This window comes from Stutzerimonas kunmingensis, from assembly GCF_014764705.1.
Classification (GTDB): domain Bacteria; phylum Pseudomonadota; class Gammaproteobacteria; order Pseudomonadales; family Pseudomonadaceae; genus Stutzerimonas.
Window position 1 is genome coordinate 68230 of the sequence record NZ_JACXXG010000020.1, and the last position, 17570, is coordinate 85799.

Here is a 17570-nt window from a genome sequence, read left to right on the forward strand (position 1 = left end):
CCCGACGCCCGGCGCCTGTGCTCAACTGTCGCTCTGCCGATCAGTTTGCAACCAGATGCTGTCCTTGTCCTCGACTGCATCCAGCTGGCGCAGCGTCTGGCCGTCGCAGGGGCCGGCCACGCACTCACCGGATTCGATGAGAAACAGCGCGCCGTGAGTGGCGCATTGCAGCAGGCTGCCACTGTCGTCGAGGAACTGGTCGGGACGCCACTCCAGCGGAACGCCGCGGTGTGGGCAACGGTTCTCGTACAGGTATGTCCGGCCATCCCGGCGAACGGCGATCACTTTCAGCTCCCCGACCGTGAAGCCGCGGCTCTGCCCTTCGAGAAGCTCGGATGTCGCGCACAATCTGATCATCGGGTCCTCCACCATAAGCTGGAATTATCCCGCAGCCGGCGAGGAAGTGCAGTCGGATAATTTTTGCCGGGCTGGCGGCTGCGGCGGCGGGCTCTTATCCTTCGCCGCACATACCGCTTGGCAAAGCAATCCGATGGGTAGTCCGGTTCCTGCGCGCTTTCTGTTCTTCGTACTCGGCTTGTTGTTGCTGGTCGCGATCTGGTTGTCGCTGGCACTGGGACCGCTGAGCCTGGCGCTGGGCGACAGTCTGGCTGCGGCGCTGCGCTTGGTAGGCGTGCCGATCGAAGCGTCCGGGCTCGAGCAGGCCGAGCTGATTCTTGCGCAGATCCGCCTGCCGCGGACCTTGCTGGGCTGCGCCGCCGGGGCAGTACTGGCGCTTTGCGGGGTGGCGATGCAGGGGCTGTTTCGCAACCCGCTGGCCGATCCAGGGCTGGTCGGGGTTTCCAGCGGTGCTGCGCTGGGCGCGGCGATCGCCATAGTCGGTAGCACATTAATTCCGGCGTTGCCTGCGGGGTGGGAGCCCTACCTGCTGTCGGTCTTCGCCTTCGTCGGCGGGCTGGGCGTGACCTTGCTGGTTTACCGACTCGGCCGGCGCGACGGGCAGACCCACGTCGCCACGATGCTGCTGGCCGGCATTGCGCTGACCGCGCTGGCCGGTGCGGTGGTTGGGTTGTTCAGCTATCTGGCCGACGACAGAACGTTGCGCTCGCTGACCTTCTGGAATCTCGGCAGTCTGAACGGCGCCAGTTATGCACGGCTATGGCCGCTGCTGCTGATCACCATCGCCGTCGCACTGTGGCTGCCGCGGCGGGCGAAAGCCCTGAATGCGTTGTTGCTCGGCGAATCGGAAGCGCGTCATCTCGGTTTCGATGTGGAGCGGATCAAGCGTGAACTGGTGGTCTGCACGGCGCTGGGTGTCGGCGCAGCGGTGGCTGCTACCGGTCTGATCGGCTTTATCGGATTGGTGGTTCCGCACCTGATGCGCCTGTTGGTCGGTCCCGATCACCGCTTACTGCTACCAGCTTCGGCACTTGCTGGCGGCAGCTTGCTGCTGCTTGCCGATGTCGCCGCGCGGCTGGTGATAGCGCCGGCGGAGCTGCCGATCGGCATTGTCACTGCGTTGCTCGGCGCACCTTTCTTCCTTTATCTGCTGTTGCGGGAGCGCCTCTGATGCTGGTGGGCCGCGATCTGACCGTGCGCCGTGGCGCGATAACGGCGCTGCAGGATGTTTCCCTCGAGCTGCGCCCAGGGCAGGTTTTCGGTGTGCTCGGCCCGAACGGTGCGGGCAAGAGCACGCTGCTGGCGACGTTATCCGGCGAGCTCAGGCCTTCCAGGGGGCAGGTCTTGCTCCAAGGGCGGCCGCTCGGCGACTGGGCGGATATGGAACGCGCGCGTTGCCTGGCCGTGTTGCCGCAGAGTTCGACGCTCAGCTTCGCTTTCCGCGTGGCGGATGTGGTGGCCATGGGGCGCCTGCCTCATCGCACCGGGCGCGGAGCCGATGCCGCCTTCGTTGCAGCAGCGATGGCTGCGGCGGACGCGCGGCACCTTGCGACGCGCAGCTACCTCGAACTGTCTGGAGGTGAGCGTCAGCGTGTGCATCTCGCTCGGGTGCTGGCGCAGCTGTGGCCGGGCGAGACAGGGCAGGTGCTGATGCTCGACGAGCCTACGTCAATGCTCGATCCTGCGCACCAGCACAGCATTTTAAAGGCGGTCAGGGCCTTCGCCGCGCAAGGCGCCGCCGCTCTGGTGATCCTGCACGATCTGAATCTGGCTGCGCGCTATTGCGATCGGTTACTGCTGCTAAAGGATGGTCGGCCAATCGTGGCAGGGCCACCCGATGAAGTGCTGCAAGCCGAGCCGCTGCGAGCGGTATTCGGTCTGGATGTGTTGGTGCAGCGGCATCCGGAACTCGGTCACCCGCTGATCATTGCCCGTTGAGGAGGTTCATCGTGCGCATTCTTGTGTTGCTTGTGCTGGGTTTGCTGACGGCATGCCATTCGCTACCGTCGCTACCTGAGTGGCAAAGCCCCGAAGGGCGTGAGCATCCGGAGCTCGGTCTGATCGTCGATCTGCGCAGTGACGCGGTACTCACGCCCGCGCAGCTGGTAGCGGAGCTGCAGGCGCAGGATCGGCTACTGGTCGGCGAGCGGCACGACAACCCGGATCACCATGCGCTGCAGCTCTGGTTGCTGCGGGCGTTGGCTGAAGAACGTCCGCAGGGCAGCTTGTTGCTGGAGATGCTCGACCCCCAACAGCAGGCGCTAGTCGATGCGGTGCGCCGCGAGGTGCTTGAGGGGCGAGTGCCAGCCGATCTTCCTGAGGCACTGGGCTGGCAGAGGGGCTGGGATTGGGCTCAGTACGGAGCCCTGGTTTCACATGCGCTCGCGCAGCCTTACCCATTGCTGCATGCCAATCTCGGGCGCGGCGAAATCATGTCGATCTATCGTGCCGCACCGTCATTGCAGGGGCGCAAATCTGCGGCCGCGGCGGTAAGCGAGGCATTGCTGGCGCAGATCGAGGTCTCTCACTGCGGGATGCTGCCGGCCTCCCAGCTGCCGGCGATGCTGGCGGTGCAGCAGCAGCGTGATCGACGCATGGCCGAGCGAACGCTCGCCGCAGCCGAGCCAGCCATGCTGCTGGCCGGCGCGTTCCATGTCCGTCGAGACCTGGGCGTGCCGTTGCATATCGAGGATCTGTCAGGGAAGTCAGTCGCGGTGTTGATGCTTGCTGTAGTGGGCGAGACGGTATCCGCTGCGCAGGCCGACTATGTCTGGTACACCCCGGCGCAACCGGAGCAGGATCATTGCGAACAGCTGCGCCGACCGGGCAAGCAACCTGGCTGACATTTTCTACAGGCAAAAAAAAGACCCGGCAGAGCCGGGTCAAAACCGTGATTAGCCTGATGAGGAGATAACCTGAAGGATCGACTGCCTGAGCCTTCAGCTATCGGCTGACCTCGCGATCAGTTGCGATAATAATAACAATTCTCATTTCTGCGTCAACAGGCTTTCGTAAAAAATATTCTTTGGGCTGGTCTGCCTCAAACGGCAACGTTTACCCGCAGATGAGTGACTTCCTTGTTCAGCAGGTCAATGCGCCGCGCCATGCTTTCAATGAGGCTGTGAGCGATGCGGGGGTTGCTCTGTGTCAGTCCGAGGAACTGTTCCTTGGGAATGACCATGACCGTGCAGGCCTCACTGGCGACCACCGTTGCGCTGCGTCGCTCGCGGGTGAAGACCGCCATGGCGCCGAAGATCTCGTCCTTCTGCACGTCGCCAACCTTCTGGCCGTCGACGATCGCCTCGGCGTGGCCTTCGATGATGATGAACACGTTGTCTGCCTCGTCACCTTGGCGGATCAGCTCTTCACCGACGGCGAAATGCTTGAAGCCGGTAGCCGGGCGGATCTCCGGTTGCTTCAGGCGCGCAAGGGCGTCGCCGAGCAGGGCGGTATGACCAATCAGATACTGGGTGAACAGTTCCTGGCGGTGCTCATCGGAGTGGATGTGCTGGAACACCGCGTTGCGCGAGTAGGGGATCAGGCTGACGGGTTCGTCGCTGCAATAGCGGCAATCTGGCAGGTCGCCCGACTGGCGCAATCCAACCAGGTCGCCCTCCTGCAGATAGAACAGCGCCTTGCCGTCGATCAGCGCATGCAGTAGCCCGGTCTCGATGATGAAAAGTTGCTGTGCCGGCAGCTCGGCGCACAGATCGTCGGTGTGCTTGAGTTCAAGGTTGGGGCCTGAGGGCTGCAAGCCTTCGAGCAATTGGGTGGGGATGGTTTGCAGGCGGTTGATCAGGCGATCGGCGTAGGCCGGTTGCTCCCCGAGTAAATACATGTCGGTAATCCTTGAACGAACGGGCAGACGATTGGCAGGGTCACGTCGGCGCACAATAGGCTCGGGCGAGGGCCTGAGTAAATCTCGCCGAGCAGAGGTTGTGAGCTAGCTCTAGTTGTCGCGATCGGCGCCCAGATTCCGATTCAGCTCTTCCTTCAGCGGGACCGGCAGCTGCTGCCACGGGACATCTCTCAACGCCCCCTCGATGGCATACAGCAGAACCTTCGAGGCCCCGAAGCCGCGTGCCTTCACAGCGCGATAGGAGCTCACCGCGCCCAATCGTCGGAGGTCCGCAGCGGTGTGGATTCCCGATGCATGCAGCCATTGCACCGAGGTCTTGCCGAGATTGCGGAGCGAAAGCAGTTCGTCGTGCATGGCGGCGTCCTTGCGGTGCTAGCGGTTGGGGAAGCCTGTCAGAAAGTGTAGCGGCCAGCGGATAAGCCTCCGCTGACCTGCCTGGCCCCATGCAGACGTCAATTGGGGCTCGATTGATGTGATGGGGTCGCGACCATGCCGCTGCTGCCATTGCTTCACGGCAGACCAGGTGCGCAGATAGCCCATCAGTTCGCGGAGATCCCAGTGCGCTTCGAGGGCGAAGGGCGGCGGTTCGATACGTGGAAAGGGAGGCTGGATATCGCGGTAACCGGCATCGACGCTGCTGCGACCAGCTGGCCAGCAACCGGCGAGTGTTTCGTAGTAGAGCCTGTGGATGATCGCGTCCACTGCGGCCGATATCTCCAGCAGACTGTAGCACCAGGCGCAGAACAGGCCGTTCGGCTTCAGTGCGCGCCGCGCCTGATTGAAGAATGCCGGCGTGGCGAACCAGTGCAGGGCTTGTGCGACTACCAGCAGATCGAGCTGTCCGCTGCGCAATGGCAGATGCTCCGCATCGGCGACGAAACGCTGCACGTTTAACCAGGTGTCGCCAGCCGCGAGCTGTTCGGCGCTCGCGTCGCAGGCCAGGACCCGATGGAAGTGTCGTGTCAGCGGGATGCTCGCTTGCCCGTTGCCGGCCGCAAGGTCGAGCGCGGTGTCGGTGGCCGCGCATTGGCTGGCGAGCCAGTTGAACAGTGCCTCGGGGTAGGTCGGGCGGAAGCGTGCGTAGTCAGTGGACCGGCTGGAGAACAGCTGGATGCTGTCACTGGTCGGCTTTGGCGCGGGTGATTCGCTGGCAGACATAGCGGTGTTCCACGATTGGAATACCGGGAGTATAGAAGCACCGCCGCACTCTGCTGGCGGCGGTGCCTGGCGGTCAGAGGCCGGGCAGGTGCTGACGGATGCTGGCGACCAGCTCGTCGAGGCTGCCGGCGTCCTGGGTGTCGACCCGACGGCTATGCAGTCGCTCGCTCTCGTTCAGCGCCTCGCGGCTGGCCTGCTGAGCATGCACTACCTCCATGGTCGCGTCGGATGGATCAAGCCCCTCGGCCTGGCGTTGCGCCAGCCACTGCGCGATCACCGCATCCGGCGCCTGGCAGTCGAGTATCAGGAAGGGCACACCAGTGGTCTCGGCCGCCTGCCAGGCATCCTGGCGCTGCTGCTGCTTCAGGTATGCCGCGTCGATCACCACGGAAAAGCCAGCCTGCAGCGCAGTCGTTGCCAGCTGGTGCAGCCGCTTGTAGGTCTCATCGCTGGCCTGCTGGCTGTAGATGCCGGCATCGAGGTGGCCCTGCTGGGCTTCGGGCTGCTCGCCATGCAGGCGCTTGCGTTCGATATCCGAGCGCAGGCGTATCGCGCCAAGGGCCTCGACCAGGCGTAGCGCAACGTGGCTCTTGCCTACGGCGGACACGCCGTGGGTGATGGCGAGGAAGCGCGAGGGAATGGCGCTGTAGCTTTCGGCCAGATTCGCGTAGCTGCGGTACTGCCGTACGATCACCTTGCGTTGCACCGCGTCCTGCTCCTGATACAGACGGAACAGGCTGACCTTGGCGCGGACCAGTGCGCGATAGGCCTTGTACAGATTCAGCAGCGCCAGCGCTGCGTAGTCGCCGGTGTGCTCCAGCCAGCCATTGATGAACCTGCGCGCCTGGCACTTCAGGCCACGATCCTCGAGGTCCATGGCCAGGAAGGCTGCGTCGGATGCGGTATCGATCAGGCGAAACGGCTCGTTGAACTCGATGCAGTCGAACAGCACCACCTTGCCATCGATCAATGTGGCATTGCCCAGGTGAAGATCGCCGTGACATTCGCGGACGAAACCTTCCTGGCAGCGCTGGTCGAGCAGCGGACGCAGGCGCTCGATACTGGTTTCGGTCCATTCCTCGAGCGCATCCAGCTGGCGGAGATCCTCGGCTTCGCTGAGCAACGGGCGAATCTGTTCGAAGTTCTGCCGCATCGGCGCAACGATCGCATCGGCACTGCTCAGTGCATGACCGGCAGGCACCTGCGGGGTGCCCTGGTGGAAGTGGGCGATCTGCTCGGCCAGGGCGTCAATGTGCGCGTCCGTCAACTCGCCGCGCGCCTGCAGTTCGGCCAGTAGCTGGGTTTGTGGGAACTCGCGCATCTTCAGCGCATATTCGAAGGGCTCGCCTGTACCATCGATCTCGGGTGCATCCGGCGATCCGCTGATGGGAACGACTTCGAGATACAGATCCGGCGCCATGCGCTGGTTGAGCCGTAACTCTTCTTCGCAGAAATGCTTGCGTGAGGCGAGGTCGGTGAAGTTGAGAAAGCCGAAGTCCACTGGCTTCTTGATCTTGTAGGCATAGGTGCCGGTGAGGATGACCCAGGAAATGTGGGTCTCGATTACCCGAAAGCCCTCGCTGGGATGCGGGTACAGGGCAGGATTCTGCAGGGCGGCGATCAGTGCTTGGCTCACGGTCATTCCTTGTTGAAGTTCTTGAACGGGGCGTGCGAGTCCACTGCGAAGCAGTCCACACAGTCGAAAAGTCGCAGGCATTATGGCCGCTGTGCGTTGCGCTGCAAACCGCTGAGAGGCCGTCGGTCCGCGCCTGCAAAGTGCGTATAATGCGCCGCCATGACTAAATCTCGCTCCCCCCGTACACGCTCCAGACGCCGCTCCGCTGGCGCTCGCCCCTGGTTGGGCTGGGCGGTCAAACTGTCCATTGTCGGCCTGGTGATCCTGGCCGGTTTCGCCATTTACCTCGATGCCGTGGTGCAGGAGAAATTCTCCGGCAAACGCTGGACGATTCCGGCCAAGGTCTATGCACGACCGCTGGAGTTGTTCGTCGGGCAGAAGCTCGATAAGACCGATTTTCTCGCCGAGCTGGATGCGTTGGGCTATCGCCGCGAAAAGGCTGTCAGCGGTCCGGGTGGCGCGTCTGTGGCTGGTAATGACATCGAACTGCACACCCGTGGCTTCCAGTTCTACGAAGGTGCCGAACAGTCGCAGCGGCTGCGAGTACGCTTCTCCGGCGATTTCGTCGCCGGTCTCAGCGCTGCCAATGGCGGCTCGCTGCCGGTAGCGCGGCTGGAGCCGGTGTTGATCGGTGGGCTGTACCCCGCGCACAACGAGGATCGCATCCTGATCAAGCTCGATCAGGTGCCGCCGTATCTGGTGGAAACGCTGGTCGCCGTGGAGGATCGGGAGTTCTTCAATCACTTCGGTGTATCGCCCAAGTCCATTGCCCGCGCCGTCTGGGTCAACCTGACTGCAGGCCAGGTTCGCCAAGGGGGCAGTACGCTGACCCAGCAGCTGGTGAAGAACTTCTACCTGACCAACGAGCGCAGCCTTAGCCGTAAGGCCACCGAGGCGATGATGGCGGTGCTGCTGGAGCTGCACTACGACAAGGAAGACATTCTCGAAGCCTACCTGAACGAAGTGTTTCTCGGTCAGGACGGTCGCCGTGCCATTCACGGCTTCGGTCTGGCGAGCCAGTACTTCTTCGGCCAGCCGCTGGCCGAGTTGAAGTTGCCGCAGGTGGCATTGCTGGTCGGCATGGTGAAAGGGCCTACCTACTACAACCCTCGACGCAATCCCGAGCGGGCGTTGGAGCGGCGCAACCTGGTTCTCGACCTGCTCGCCGAGCAGCAGGCGGTCAGCGCCGAGGACATAGCAAAAGCCAAGCAGGCACCGCTGGGCGTGACCCAGCGTGGCAGCATGGCCGACAGCTCCTATCCGGCCTTCCTCGACCTGGTCAAGCGTCAGCTGCGTGAGGACTATCGGGACGAGGACCTCACCGAAGAAGGTCTGCGTGTCTTCACCAGTTTCGATCCGGTGATCCAGCTCAAGGCCGAGCAGGCCATGAGCGAAACCCTCAAGCGTCTCGGCAAGAGCACCGAAGGCGTCGAAGGTGCAATGATCGTGACCAATCCTGAGACCGGTGAAATTCAGGCCCTGCTCGGTAGTCGCCAGCCGGGTTTCGCGGGGTTCAATCGCGCGCTCGATGCGTCACGGCCGATCGGCTCGCTGATCAAGCCGGCCATCTACCTGGCTGCGCTGGAAAAGCCCAGCCAGTACACGCTGACCAGTCTGCTCGAAGACGAGCCCTTCTCGGTCAAGGGCGCCGATGGGCAGATCTGGAAGCCGCAGAACTATGGGCGTCAGGCTTATGGCACGGTTTACCTGTATCAGGCACTCGCCAATTCCTACAACCTGTCCACGGCGCGGCTTGGGCTCGACCTGGGTGTGCCGAATGTACTGAAGACGCTTGAGCGGCTGGGTGCATCGCCACAGTGGCCAGCGTATCCGTCGATGCTGCTCGGAGCGGGCGGTTTGCGGCCGATCGAAGTTGCCGATATGTATCAGACCCTGGCCAACGGTGGCTTCAACACTCCGTTGCGCGGCATTCGCAGCGTGCTGACCGCAGACGGTGAGCCACTCAAGCGGTATCCGTTCCAGATTCAGCAGCGCTTCGATCCGGGTGCCATCTACCTGACTCAGTACGCCATGCAGCGTGCCATGCGCGAAGGAACGGGTCGTTCTGCCTACAACCGTCTGCCGCAGTCGCTGAATCTCGCTGGCAAGACCGGTACCACCAACGACTCGCGTGACAGCTGGTTCGCAGGCTTCAGCCAGGATCTGCTGGCAGTGGTCTGGTTGGGCCGTGATGACAATGGCAAAACTTCGCTGACTGGGGCGACCGGCGCGCTGCAGGTGTGGAGCGATTTCATGCGGCGGGCCGATCCGCTGCCTCTACAGATGCCAGTGCCGGACAACGTGACATATGCCTGGGTGGACGCGCGAAGCGGCCTGGGTACGGATGAGCGTTGCCCCGATGCGGTGCAGATGCCCTATATTCGCGGCAGCGAACCGGCCCCCGGACCTGGCTGCGGCATTCAGGCGCCGGCGGAGTCGGTCATGGATTGGGTGCGTGGCTGGTTGGAGTAACTGCCGCAGAGGTCGCGTGCTTCGTGGTTCTACGTTGAGAGGTCTGAATTGGTGAACAAGCAGTGGATGGCCGTTGTTGCAGCGGTGACGCTGGTACAGGGGTGCGCGACAGTGGATCGTGGTTCGATCCCCGTGGTGGACTCAGGCGCTCCCGTTTCCGAGGAGGTGGCGGCTCGCCAGGGATACCGCGCGCCAGCCGCGGTCGCGACGCCAAGGCAGCAGCAGGAGGATTCTGGGGTGGTGGTGATGGTGCCGCAAGGCAGCTCTGCACCGCTTGAGACGTTCGCCGCGCCAGATGCGCCCTTTGCCGGGTCGAGTGGAACGACAGGCGGAGATCAGCCTGCGTGGCAGCCGGCACCGTCAATCTCGGCGCCGGCCAGCACGCAGCAGCAACCGAGCATGCCCACCGGTATCCCGTCATCCGGCAGCAGCAGCGGCCTGGCCGCCGACGAGCAGCTGGATGGCCCTGTGCTCGCGCTGTTGACTACGGCTCAACAGCAGCAGGGCGGTGGTGACCTGAATGGTGCGGCTTCCAGTCTCGAACGTGCGCAGCGTATTGCGCCGCGCGAGCCGCAGGTCCTTTATCGTCTGGCCCAGGTCCGCTTGGCGCAGGGGGATGCCACTCAGGCGGAGCAGCTGTCGCGCCGCGCATTGAGCTATGCCAGCGGGCGCCCGGCGCTGCAGGCCAGCCTCTGGGAGTTGATTGCGCAGGCACGTGAGCGGCGGGGCGACAGTGCCGGTGCCGCGCAGGCTCGTGAACGAGCCAAGGTCAATCTGTGATGGAACCGCGCCTTCCGGCAGTCGCGCAGCAGCTGCTTTTGATCGAGCGCGAGCTGCGCACGCTTGACATGTGGAGCGTCGAGCCGCCGGCGCCGGAGGATCTGGCTAGCGTCGAGCCGTTTTGCGTGGATACGCTGCGCTTCGAGCAATGGCTGCAGTGGATATTCCTGCCGCGGATGAAGGCGATTGTCGAGGCGGATCATCCTCTGCCGCAGGCGTCGGGCATCTGTGCGATGGCAGAGCTGGTCTATCGGGAGGCGCGGGTAGTCAGTCTGCTCGAGGCGCTGCGTGCTTTCGATGCGTTGATCGAGGCGCCTTCGCGCTGAGCGGCTTGGCGCGCCGCTAGCGCAATGCCTGGAACCCGGAATCAGTTGCAGTTTTCGGCGATCTTGCTGCGTGTTTCTGCGATCTTTGCCTGCCGTTCCTCTTCGGTGATTCTCCGGGTTTCACCCTTCTCTTCGACACGTACCCGCGGATTGTTCTGCAGTTGCGCGAGGTTGGTGCGCATCGTCTCGCAATAGCGCTTGCGTTCGGCCTCTTGCTCTGCGACCTGGCGCTTCACCTTGCGATCGATGCTCTGCTGGTCAACCTCGGTTTCGTCCTCGACGACGGGGGCTGGCATCGTGGTCGATTTTGCCGGCGCGGTAACGGTGTTGACGGTTTCCACCTGCTGCCCTTGCGGCGGTTGCGCGCCGAAGTGCGTGACCCCCTGGGCGTCTACCCACTTGTATACCTGGGCGGCCATGACGTTGCCGCAAAGCGCCAGTACCAAGCCGCCCGCAAGAAACATGAATCGCATGTCGTTACCTTCATTGGAATCGGAAACCGGCAGTCACTATACCCAAAAGCCAGAGCGCCGCTTCTGCACCCTGTCACAGCTCAACGCTGCCCAAACACAACGGCGAGCTTGACTTGCTGGTGCTGAATCCGAACAATTCGAGGCTTGCTGTCCTGAGTCGCCTCGCCGCAAGCGATACCGGCTCAGTCTAGACAGACATGAGGTGCTACCCGCGCCGACCTGCATCACCCGCAACGCGTTACCTCGCGCTGGGTGGAGAGCCCGCGACACCAGGGTCTCTTCCAATACTGGCTCAGTCAGTGGCTGACGTAGTCGGCGACCACCGTCGCTCATGCCCTGCTGGCAGTAAACCTATTTCTGGCGGCTCCGACTTGGAATCGCTATCTGGCGTTTCAGAGGTGAACAACGTGGAACTCTTATCCGGCGCTGAAATGGTCGTCCGCTCCCTGCGTGACGAAGGCGTTAAGTACATCTACGGGTACCCGGGCGGTGCCGTTCTGCATATCTACGATGCGCTTTTCAAGGAAAAGGCCATCGAACACATCCTGGTTCGTCACGAGCAGGCCGCCACGCACATGGCCGATGGCTATGCGCGCGCGACCGGCAAGGCCGGCGTGGTGCTGGTGACCTCCGGTCCTGGGGCGACCAACGCCATCACCGGTATCGCCACCGCCTTCATGGACTCGATCCCGATGGTGGTCATCTCCGGTCAGGTGCCCAGCACCATGGTCGGCACCGATGCCTTCCAGGAAACCGACATGATCGGTATCTCCCGGCCCATCGTGAAGCACAGCTTCATGATCAAGCATCCTTCGGAAATCCCCGAAGTGATGAAAAAGGCGTTCTATCTCGCCGAATCCGGGCGTCCAGGGCCGGTTGTCATCGACATTCCGAAGGACATGACCAACCCGGCCGATAAGTTCGAGTACGTCTATCCGAAGAAGGCCAAGCTGCGTTCGTACAGTCCGGCCGTGCGTGGACATTCGGGCCAGATTCGCAAAGCGGCGGAACTGCTGCTGGGAGCCAAGCGGCCCATCATCTACGCCGGTGGCGGCGTGATCCTGGGCAAGGCCTCGGCGCAATTGACCGAGCTGGCGAAGATGCTCAACCTGCCGGTGACCAACACCCTGATGGGCCTGGGTTGCTATCCGGGCGGTGACCGCCAGTTCGTCGGCATGCTCGGCATGCACGGCAGCTACACCGCCAACCTGGCCATGCACCATTCCGACGTGATCCTGGCGGTCGGTGCGCGCTTCGATGACCGCGTCATCAATGGTGCGGCGAAATTCTGCCCGAACGCCAAGATCATCCATATCGACATCGACCCGGCGTCTATCTCCAAGACCATCAAGGCCGACATTCCGATCGTCGGTCCGGTCGACAGTGTGCTGACCGAGATGGTCGCCATCGTCAAGGAAATCGGTCAGACGCCGAATGCCGAGACGGTCGCCAGCTGGTGGAAACAGATCGACGAGTGGCGCGGCAACCGCGGGCTGTTCCCCTACGACAAGGGCGATGGTTCGATCATCAAGCCTCAGGCCGCCATCGAGGTGCTTTGCGAAGTGACCAAGGGCGACGCCTATGTAGCCTCGGACGTCGGTCAACACCAGATGTTCGCCTGCCAGTACTACAAGTTCGACAAGCCCAACCGTTGGCTCAACTCGGGCGGCCTCGGCACCATGGGCTTTGGTCTGCCTGCAGCCATGGGCGTGAAGCTGAACTTCCCCGAAGCCGATGTCGCGGTGGTGACGGGTGAGGGCAGCATCCAGATGAACATCCAGGAGCTGTCCACCTGCCTGCAGTACGACCTGCCGGTGAAGATCATCAACCTCAACAACGGTGCGCTGGGAATGGTTCGACAGTGGCAGGACATGGTGTACAACAGCCGCTATTCGCACTCCTACATGGAGTCGCTGCCAGACTTCGTCAAGCTGGCCGAGGCTTATGGTCACGTGGGAATGCGCATCACCGACCTCAAGGACCTCAAGCCGATGATGGAAGAGGCGTTCGCCATGAAGGATCGCCTGGTCTTCCTGGATATCGCGGTCGATACCGCTGAGCACGTCTATCCGATGCAGATCAAAGACGGTGCGATGCGCGACATGTGGCTGAGCAAGACGGAGCGGACCTGATCATGAGACACATCATTTCCCTGCTGATGGAAAACGAACCGGGTGCGCTGTCTCGTGTGGTCGGCCTGTTTTCGCAACGCAACTACAACATCGAAAGCCTCACCGTGGCGCCGACCGAAGACCCGACCCTGTCGCGTCTAACGCTGACCACGGTAGGCCACGAGGAGGTGATCGAGCAGATCACCAAGAACCTCAACAAGCTGGTTGAGGTGGTCAAGCTGGTCGACCTGTCGGAGAGCGCCCATATCGAGCGTGAACTGATGCTGATCAAGGTCAAGGCCACCGGTGCCCAGCGCGCCGAGGTCAAGCGCACCACCGATATCTTCCGCGGGCAGATCGTCGACGTGACCACCAGCGTTTATACGATTCAGTTGGCCGGAACCAGCGACAAGCTGGACAGTTTCATCCAGGCCGTTGGCACTGCTTCGATCCTGGAGGTTGTGCGCAGTGGCGTCACCGGGATTTCCCGCGGTGACAAGGTGCTGAGTATCTAACGGCTGGCGGACGCGTCGTCTCTCCAGTCAGTAACGTTTTATCGAATGGTCCACGAGGCCGGCAACAGGGGTAATTCATGAAGGTTTCTTACGATAAAGACTGCGACCTCTCCATCATTCAGGGCAAGAAGGTCGCCATCATCGGTTACGGCTCCCAGGGCCACGCGCACGCGTGCAACCTGAAGGATTCCGGCGTCGACGTCACCGTCGGCCTGCGCCCGGGCTCGTCGTCCATTGCCAAGGCCGAGGCCCATGGCCTGAAGGTCAGCGACGTGCCGGCCGCTGTTGCTGCTGCCGACCTGGTGATGATCCTGACCCCGGACGAGTTCCAGGGCCGCCTGTACAAGGACGAAATCGAGCCGAACCTGAAGCAGGGCGCTACTCTGGCCTTCGCCCACGGCTTCTCGATCCATTACAACCAGGTCGTGCCCCGTGCCGATCTGGACGTGATCATGATTGCTCCCAAGGCACCGGGCCACACTGTGCGTTCCGAGTTCGTCAAGGGCGGCGGCATCCCTGACCTGATCGCGATCTACCAGGACGCTTCCGGCAATGCCCGCAACGTCGCGCTGTCCTACGCCTGTGGTGTCGGCGGTGGCCGTACCGGCATCATCGAAACCACCTTCAAGGACGAAACCGAAACCGACCTGTTCGGCGAGCAGGCTGTTCTCTGTGGCGGTTGCGTCGAGCTGGTCAAGGCCGGCTTCGAAACTCTGGTCGAAGCTGGCTACGCGCCGGAAATGGCCTACTTCGAGTGCCTGCACGAGCTGAAGTTGATCGTCGATCTGATGTTCGAAGGCGGCATCGCCAACATGAACTACTCGATCTCCAACAACGCCGAGTACGGCGAGTACGTGACCGGCCCTGAGGTGATCAACGCCGAGTCCCGCGCCGCCATGCGTAATGCCCTGAAGCGCATTCAGGACGGCGAGTACGCCAAGATGTTCATCACCGAGGGCGCTGCCAACTATCCGTCCATGACTGCCTACCGTCGCAACAACGCGGCGCACGGTATCGAAGTGGTCGGCGAGAAGCTGCGTGCAATGATGCCTTGGATCGCGGCGAACAAGATCGTCGACAAGAGCAAGAACTGATCGTTCTACTGCTCAAGAAAACGCGGCTTCGGCCGCGTTTTTTCGTTCGGCCTGCCAGGCTTCTGGTATAAAACCCGGCTTTGGCCAGGCTGAACCCCAAGTCTCCAGGACTGGTCGAAATCTATCCGTAACCTGTTGTAGAAGGTGAATGCGCATGAGTGGACAACCCGAAGAGCCGAACAAGCCAGTCGAGCCAGAAAGCATTCTGCCGATCGACGAGCATGTCGAGGAGACCCAAGAGCCTGATGGGCGCAAGGTTCGTCATCGTGGCATCTATCTGCTGCCCAACCTGTTCACCACCGCCAACCTTTTTGCTGGTTTTTTTTCGATCATCACCGCGATTAACGGCAACTTCTACGTGGCCGCCGCCACGGTGTTCGTCGCCATGGTGCTCGATAGTCTGGATGGGCGCGTGGCTCGTCTCACCAATACCCAAAGCGCATTTGGTGCCGAGTACGATTCGCTGTCGGACATGGTTGCCTTTGGTCTGGCCCCCGCAGTGCTGGCGTACGAGTGGGCATTGTCCGAACTGGGTAATGTTGGTCTCACCGTCGCCTTCATATATGTCGCTTGCGCCGCTCTGCGTCTGGCGCGTTTCAATACGCAGATCGGTAAGGTGGACAAGCGCTGGTTTATTGGTCTGGCTAGCCCGGCTGCGGCGGGAGTAGTCGCCGGCTGGGTCTGGGCTGTCTGGGCACTGGATGAGGTTGGTATTCGCGGAGTCGATCTGCCGCTCATATTGGTCATGCTGTTCGCGCTGATGGTCGCGGCCGCAGGTTTGTTGATGGTCAGCAATATCAAGTACTACAGCTTCAAGGATCTCGATTTGAAAGGGCGCGTACCTTTCGTCGCTATCCTGATAGTAGTGCTCGTGTTCGCTGTCGTATTCAGTGATCCGCCCCGCATTCTGCTGTTGATCTTCCTGGCGTATGCGGCGTCCGGTCCTGTGCAGTACCTGATGCAGTTGCGCCGCCGCAAGCGCGTCGAGGGTTGATTTTCAACTCGGCTGCGCGTATTGCTCCATCGGAGTCAATACGCGGAGCAACCCATGCTTATCAAGATTCCCGCCTCCGGCGAGTGCCGTGAGTCAGAGGTAACGACCGAGGCTGCTTACTTGAGCCGTCGGCAGATTCTGGGTGGGGTGATGCTTTCGGGGGCTGCCGCCGGATTGCCTGCTCTCGCTAAAGCTTCCGAGCGTTATCCTGGCGTTACATCGGCGCCAGCACCGAAATGGTTCGCCGACAAGCTCGCCAGCGCCCGTTGGCAAGCAGTGGCCCCAGACGGCGAAGCCATCACGCCATTTGCGGACGCTTCCCAGTACAACAACTTCTACGAATTCGGCCCCAACAAGGGTGATCCGGCGCGTCATGCTTCGACTTTGAAAGTGGAGCCTTGGTCGGTGTTGATCGACGGTGAGGTCGATCAGCCTGGGCGTTACGCTCTTGAGGAACTGTGCTCGGAAAGCCGGCTCCAGGAACGCATCTATCGGCTTCGCTGTGTTGAAGCCTGGTCAATGGTCATTCCGTGGCTGGGATTTCCTTTGGCCGATCTGATTCGCAAGGCCCAACCGCATTCCTCTGCGAAGTTCATTCGTTTCGAAACGGCGTACCGGTCGGAGGAAATGCGCGGAACCCGCTCCGGGTTTGGGCTGATCGATTGGCCCTATGTCGAAGGGTTGCGAATGGATGAGGCCATGCATCCGCTAACGTTGCTTGCAGTCGGGATGTATGGCCGTACGCTACCTAACCAGAATGGGGCGCCGCTGAGGCTGGTGGTCCCTTGGAAGTACGGCTTCAAGAGCATCAAGTCGATTGTACGCATCAGCTTCGTGCGCGAGCAGCCGATTACGACCTGGCAGTCGATGGCGCCGCAGGAATATGGGTTCTACGCCAACGTCAACCCGAAGGTTTCGCATCCGCGATGGTCGCAAGCTCGTGAGCGCCGGCTCCCAGGAAGCCTGTTCAGCACAAACCTCCGGGACACCCAACTGTTCAACGGCTACGCGGAGCAAGTCGCGGGGTTATATAGCTCGATGGATCTCAGTAAGGACTATTGATGCGCTACCCCGTGTGGCGGCCGGCGGTTTTCGCCTGCGCCGCGAGCTTGCCGTTGTATTGGCTGTATCTGGGCTGGCAGTTCGCGCTTGGTCCTGACCCAGGCAAGGTGCTGGTCGATAATCTCGGTGAGGGTGCGCTGGTTTTGCTGCTTCTGACGCTTTCGATGACTCCGATGCAACGGCTGACAGGATGGGGTGGCTGGCTGGCCGTCCGACGTCAGCTCGGACTGTGGTGTTTCACCTATGCACTGCTGCACCTGAGTGGTTATCTATACTTCTTATTGGGTGGCGAGTTTTCTCGTTTGGGCGAGGAATTGCGCGAACGCCCCTATGTTCTGGTCGGTGGACTAGGGTTTGTCGGACTGACCGTCTTGGCGATGACATCATCCCGGTGGAGCATGCGCCGGCTTGGTAAGCGCTGGAAGAAAGTGCATAGATTGGTTTATCTCATTGTCATTCTTGCGTTGCTGCATATGCTCTGGGTCGTTCGAGCGGACGCGGCCCGTTGGTTTCTCTATGCGGGTATTGCAATGGCGCTGTTCTTCTTGCGTGTTCCAGCGGTGACTAAGACTCTCGCTTCAGTGCGCAGCCGAAAAGGTAGGGGTAAATAAAACTGAAATAAACGGTTGACGTTGATTTTCAGGCTCCTATAATGCGCACCACTTCCGGCGCAGTCCTTAAGCAAAACCTCTTGTAAATCAAAAGGTTAGCGAAATAAAAGGGTTGCACGGAT

At 61.6% G+C, this 17570-nt stretch carries 18 protein-coding genes; 12 read left to right on the forward strand and 6 right to left on the reverse strand.

Going from position 1 to position 17570, the window contains the following annotated elements:
* Positions 1 to 21 precede the first annotated feature (21 nt).
* A complete protein-coding gene (locus tag IEG05_RS15325; RefSeq protein WP_014819272.1) occupies positions 22 to 357 on the reverse strand; it encodes a Rieske (2Fe-2S) protein in 336 nt (111 codons plus the stop codon).
* A 133-nt stretch (positions 358 to 490) separates the two neighbouring features.
* Here IEG05_RS15325 and IEG05_RS15330 point away from each other — a divergent pair, with 133 nt between their 5' ends.
* Genes IEG05_RS15330 through IEG05_RS15340 form a run of 3 tightly spaced genes read left to right on the forward strand, consistent with a single transcriptional unit; the run spans position 491 to position 3200 of the window.
* On the forward strand, positions 491 to 1528 hold the full coding sequence (locus tag IEG05_RS15330; protein WP_041016151.1) for a FecCD family ABC transporter permease: 1038 nt from the start codon (positions 491 to 493) through the stop codon (positions 1526 to 1528).
* The gene (locus IEG05_RS15335) at positions 1528 to 2295 is read left to right on the forward strand and encodes a heme ABC transporter ATP-binding protein (protein ID WP_191122344.1); all 768 of its coding nucleotides are present in this window, start codon (positions 1528 to 1530) and stop codon (positions 2293 to 2295) included. Before IEG05_RS15330 ends, IEG05_RS15335 begins: the two co-directional genes overlap by 1 nt.
* Positions 2296 to 2306: 11 nt before the next feature.
* Complete coding sequence (locus IEG05_RS15340; RefSeq protein WP_191122345.1) at positions 2307 to 3200, forward strand: ChaN family lipoprotein; 894 nt, start codon at positions 2307 to 2309, stop codon at positions 3198 to 3200.
* Between the two features lie 197 nt (positions 3201 to 3397).
* Here IEG05_RS15340 and IEG05_RS15345 read toward each other — a convergent pair whose 3' ends face one another.
* From IEG05_RS15345 to IEG05_RS15360, 4 genes are all read right to left on the reverse strand, one after another.
* Positions 3398 to 4195 carry a Crp/Fnr family transcriptional regulator gene (locus tag IEG05_RS15345; protein ID WP_041016154.1) on the reverse strand — a complete coding sequence of 266 codons (798 nt, stop codon included), beginning with the start codon at positions 4193 to 4195 and terminating at the stop codon, positions 3398 to 3400.
* Between the two features lie 111 nt (positions 4196 to 4306).
* Positions 4307 to 4570 (reverse strand): TfoX/Sxy family protein, encoded by a 264-nt coding sequence (locus IEG05_RS15350; RefSeq protein ID WP_125859628.1) that lies wholly within the window; start codon positions 4568 to 4570, stop codon positions 4307 to 4309.
* An 18-nt stretch (positions 4571 to 4588) separates the two neighbouring features.
* Positions 4589 to 5374: a class I SAM-dependent methyltransferase gene (locus IEG05_RS15355; RefSeq protein ID WP_191122346.1), complete on the reverse strand. Its 786-nt coding sequence runs from the start codon at positions 5372 to 5374 to the stop codon at positions 4589 to 4591.
* A 73-nt stretch (positions 5375 to 5447) separates the two neighbouring features.
* A complete protein-coding gene (locus IEG05_RS15360) occupies positions 5448 to 7010 on the reverse strand; it encodes a bifunctional aminoglycoside phosphotransferase/ATP-binding protein (protein ID WP_191122347.1) in 1563 nt (520 codons plus the stop codon).
* A gap of 159 nt (positions 7011 to 7169) precedes the next feature.
* Here IEG05_RS15360 and mrcB point away from each other — a divergent pair, with 159 nt between their 5' ends.
* The 3 genes from mrcB to IEG05_RS15375 all read left to right on the forward strand — a co-directional run bounded on the left by mrcB (position 7170) and on the right by IEG05_RS15375 (position 10588).
* The gene (gene mrcB, locus IEG05_RS15365) at positions 7170 to 9482 is read left to right on the forward strand and encodes a penicillin-binding protein 1B (protein ID WP_041016157.1); all 2313 of its coding nucleotides are present in this window, start codon (positions 7170 to 7172) and stop codon (positions 9480 to 9482) included.
* A 66-nt stretch (positions 9483 to 9548) separates the two neighbouring features.
* Positions 9549 to 10262 (forward strand): tetratricopeptide repeat protein, encoded by a 714-nt coding sequence (locus tag IEG05_RS15370; protein WP_080950589.1) that lies wholly within the window; start codon positions 9549 to 9551, stop codon positions 10260 to 10262.
* Positions 10262 to 10588 carry a YqcC family protein gene (locus IEG05_RS15375; protein ID WP_046620358.1) on the forward strand — a complete coding sequence of 109 codons (327 nt, stop codon included), beginning with the start codon at positions 10262 to 10264 and terminating at the stop codon, positions 10586 to 10588. The genes IEG05_RS15370 and IEG05_RS15375 overlap by 1 nt, the downstream gene beginning before the upstream one ends.
* Before the next feature lie 41 nt (positions 10589 to 10629).
* On the opposite strand, the gene IEG05_RS15380 is transcribed toward IEG05_RS15375, so the two are convergent.
* Entirely contained in the window at positions 10630 to 11061 is a 432-nt protein-coding gene (locus IEG05_RS15380; protein ID WP_046620359.1) for a DUF4124 domain-containing protein, read from the reverse strand.
* A 407-nt stretch (positions 11062 to 11468) separates the two neighbouring features.
* Here IEG05_RS15380 and IEG05_RS15385 point away from each other — a divergent pair, with 407 nt between their 5' ends.
* From IEG05_RS15385 to msrQ, 6 genes are all read left to right on the forward strand, one after another.
* Positions 11469 to 13193, forward strand: a complete 1725-nt coding sequence (locus tag IEG05_RS15385; RefSeq protein WP_046620370.1) for an acetolactate synthase 3 large subunit — start codon at positions 11469 to 11471, stop codon at positions 13191 to 13193.
* A gap of 2 nt (positions 13194 to 13195) precedes the next feature.
* Positions 13196 to 13687, forward strand: coding sequence for an acetolactate synthase small subunit (ilvN, locus tag IEG05_RS15390; RefSeq protein WP_003279875.1), 492 nt, complete (start codon positions 13196 to 13198; stop codon positions 13685 to 13687).
* Between the two features lie 77 nt (positions 13688 to 13764).
* Positions 13765 to 14781, forward strand: coding sequence for a ketol-acid reductoisomerase (ilvC, locus tag IEG05_RS15395; protein ID WP_003303406.1), 1017 nt, complete (start codon positions 13765 to 13767; stop codon positions 14779 to 14781).
* 154 nt (positions 14782 to 14935) lie between these two features.
* Positions 14936 to 15775: a CDP-diacylglycerol--serine O-phosphatidyltransferase gene (gene pssA, locus IEG05_RS15400; protein WP_014819285.1), complete on the forward strand. Its 840-nt coding sequence runs from the start codon at positions 14936 to 14938 to the stop codon at positions 15773 to 15775.
* 54 nt (positions 15776 to 15829) lie between these two features.
* Positions 15830 to 16837 carry a protein-methionine-sulfoxide reductase catalytic subunit MsrP gene (gene msrP, locus IEG05_RS15405; protein WP_191122348.1) on the forward strand — a complete coding sequence of 336 codons (1008 nt, stop codon included), beginning with the start codon at positions 15830 to 15832 and terminating at the stop codon, positions 16835 to 16837.
* On the forward strand, positions 16837 to 17448 hold the full coding sequence (gene msrQ, locus IEG05_RS15410; RefSeq protein WP_191122349.1) for a protein-methionine-sulfoxide reductase heme-binding subunit MsrQ: 612 nt from the start codon (positions 16837 to 16839) through the stop codon (positions 17446 to 17448). The genes msrP and msrQ overlap by 1 nt, the downstream gene beginning before the upstream one ends.
* The last annotated feature ends 122 nt before the right edge of the window (positions 17449 to 17570 follow it).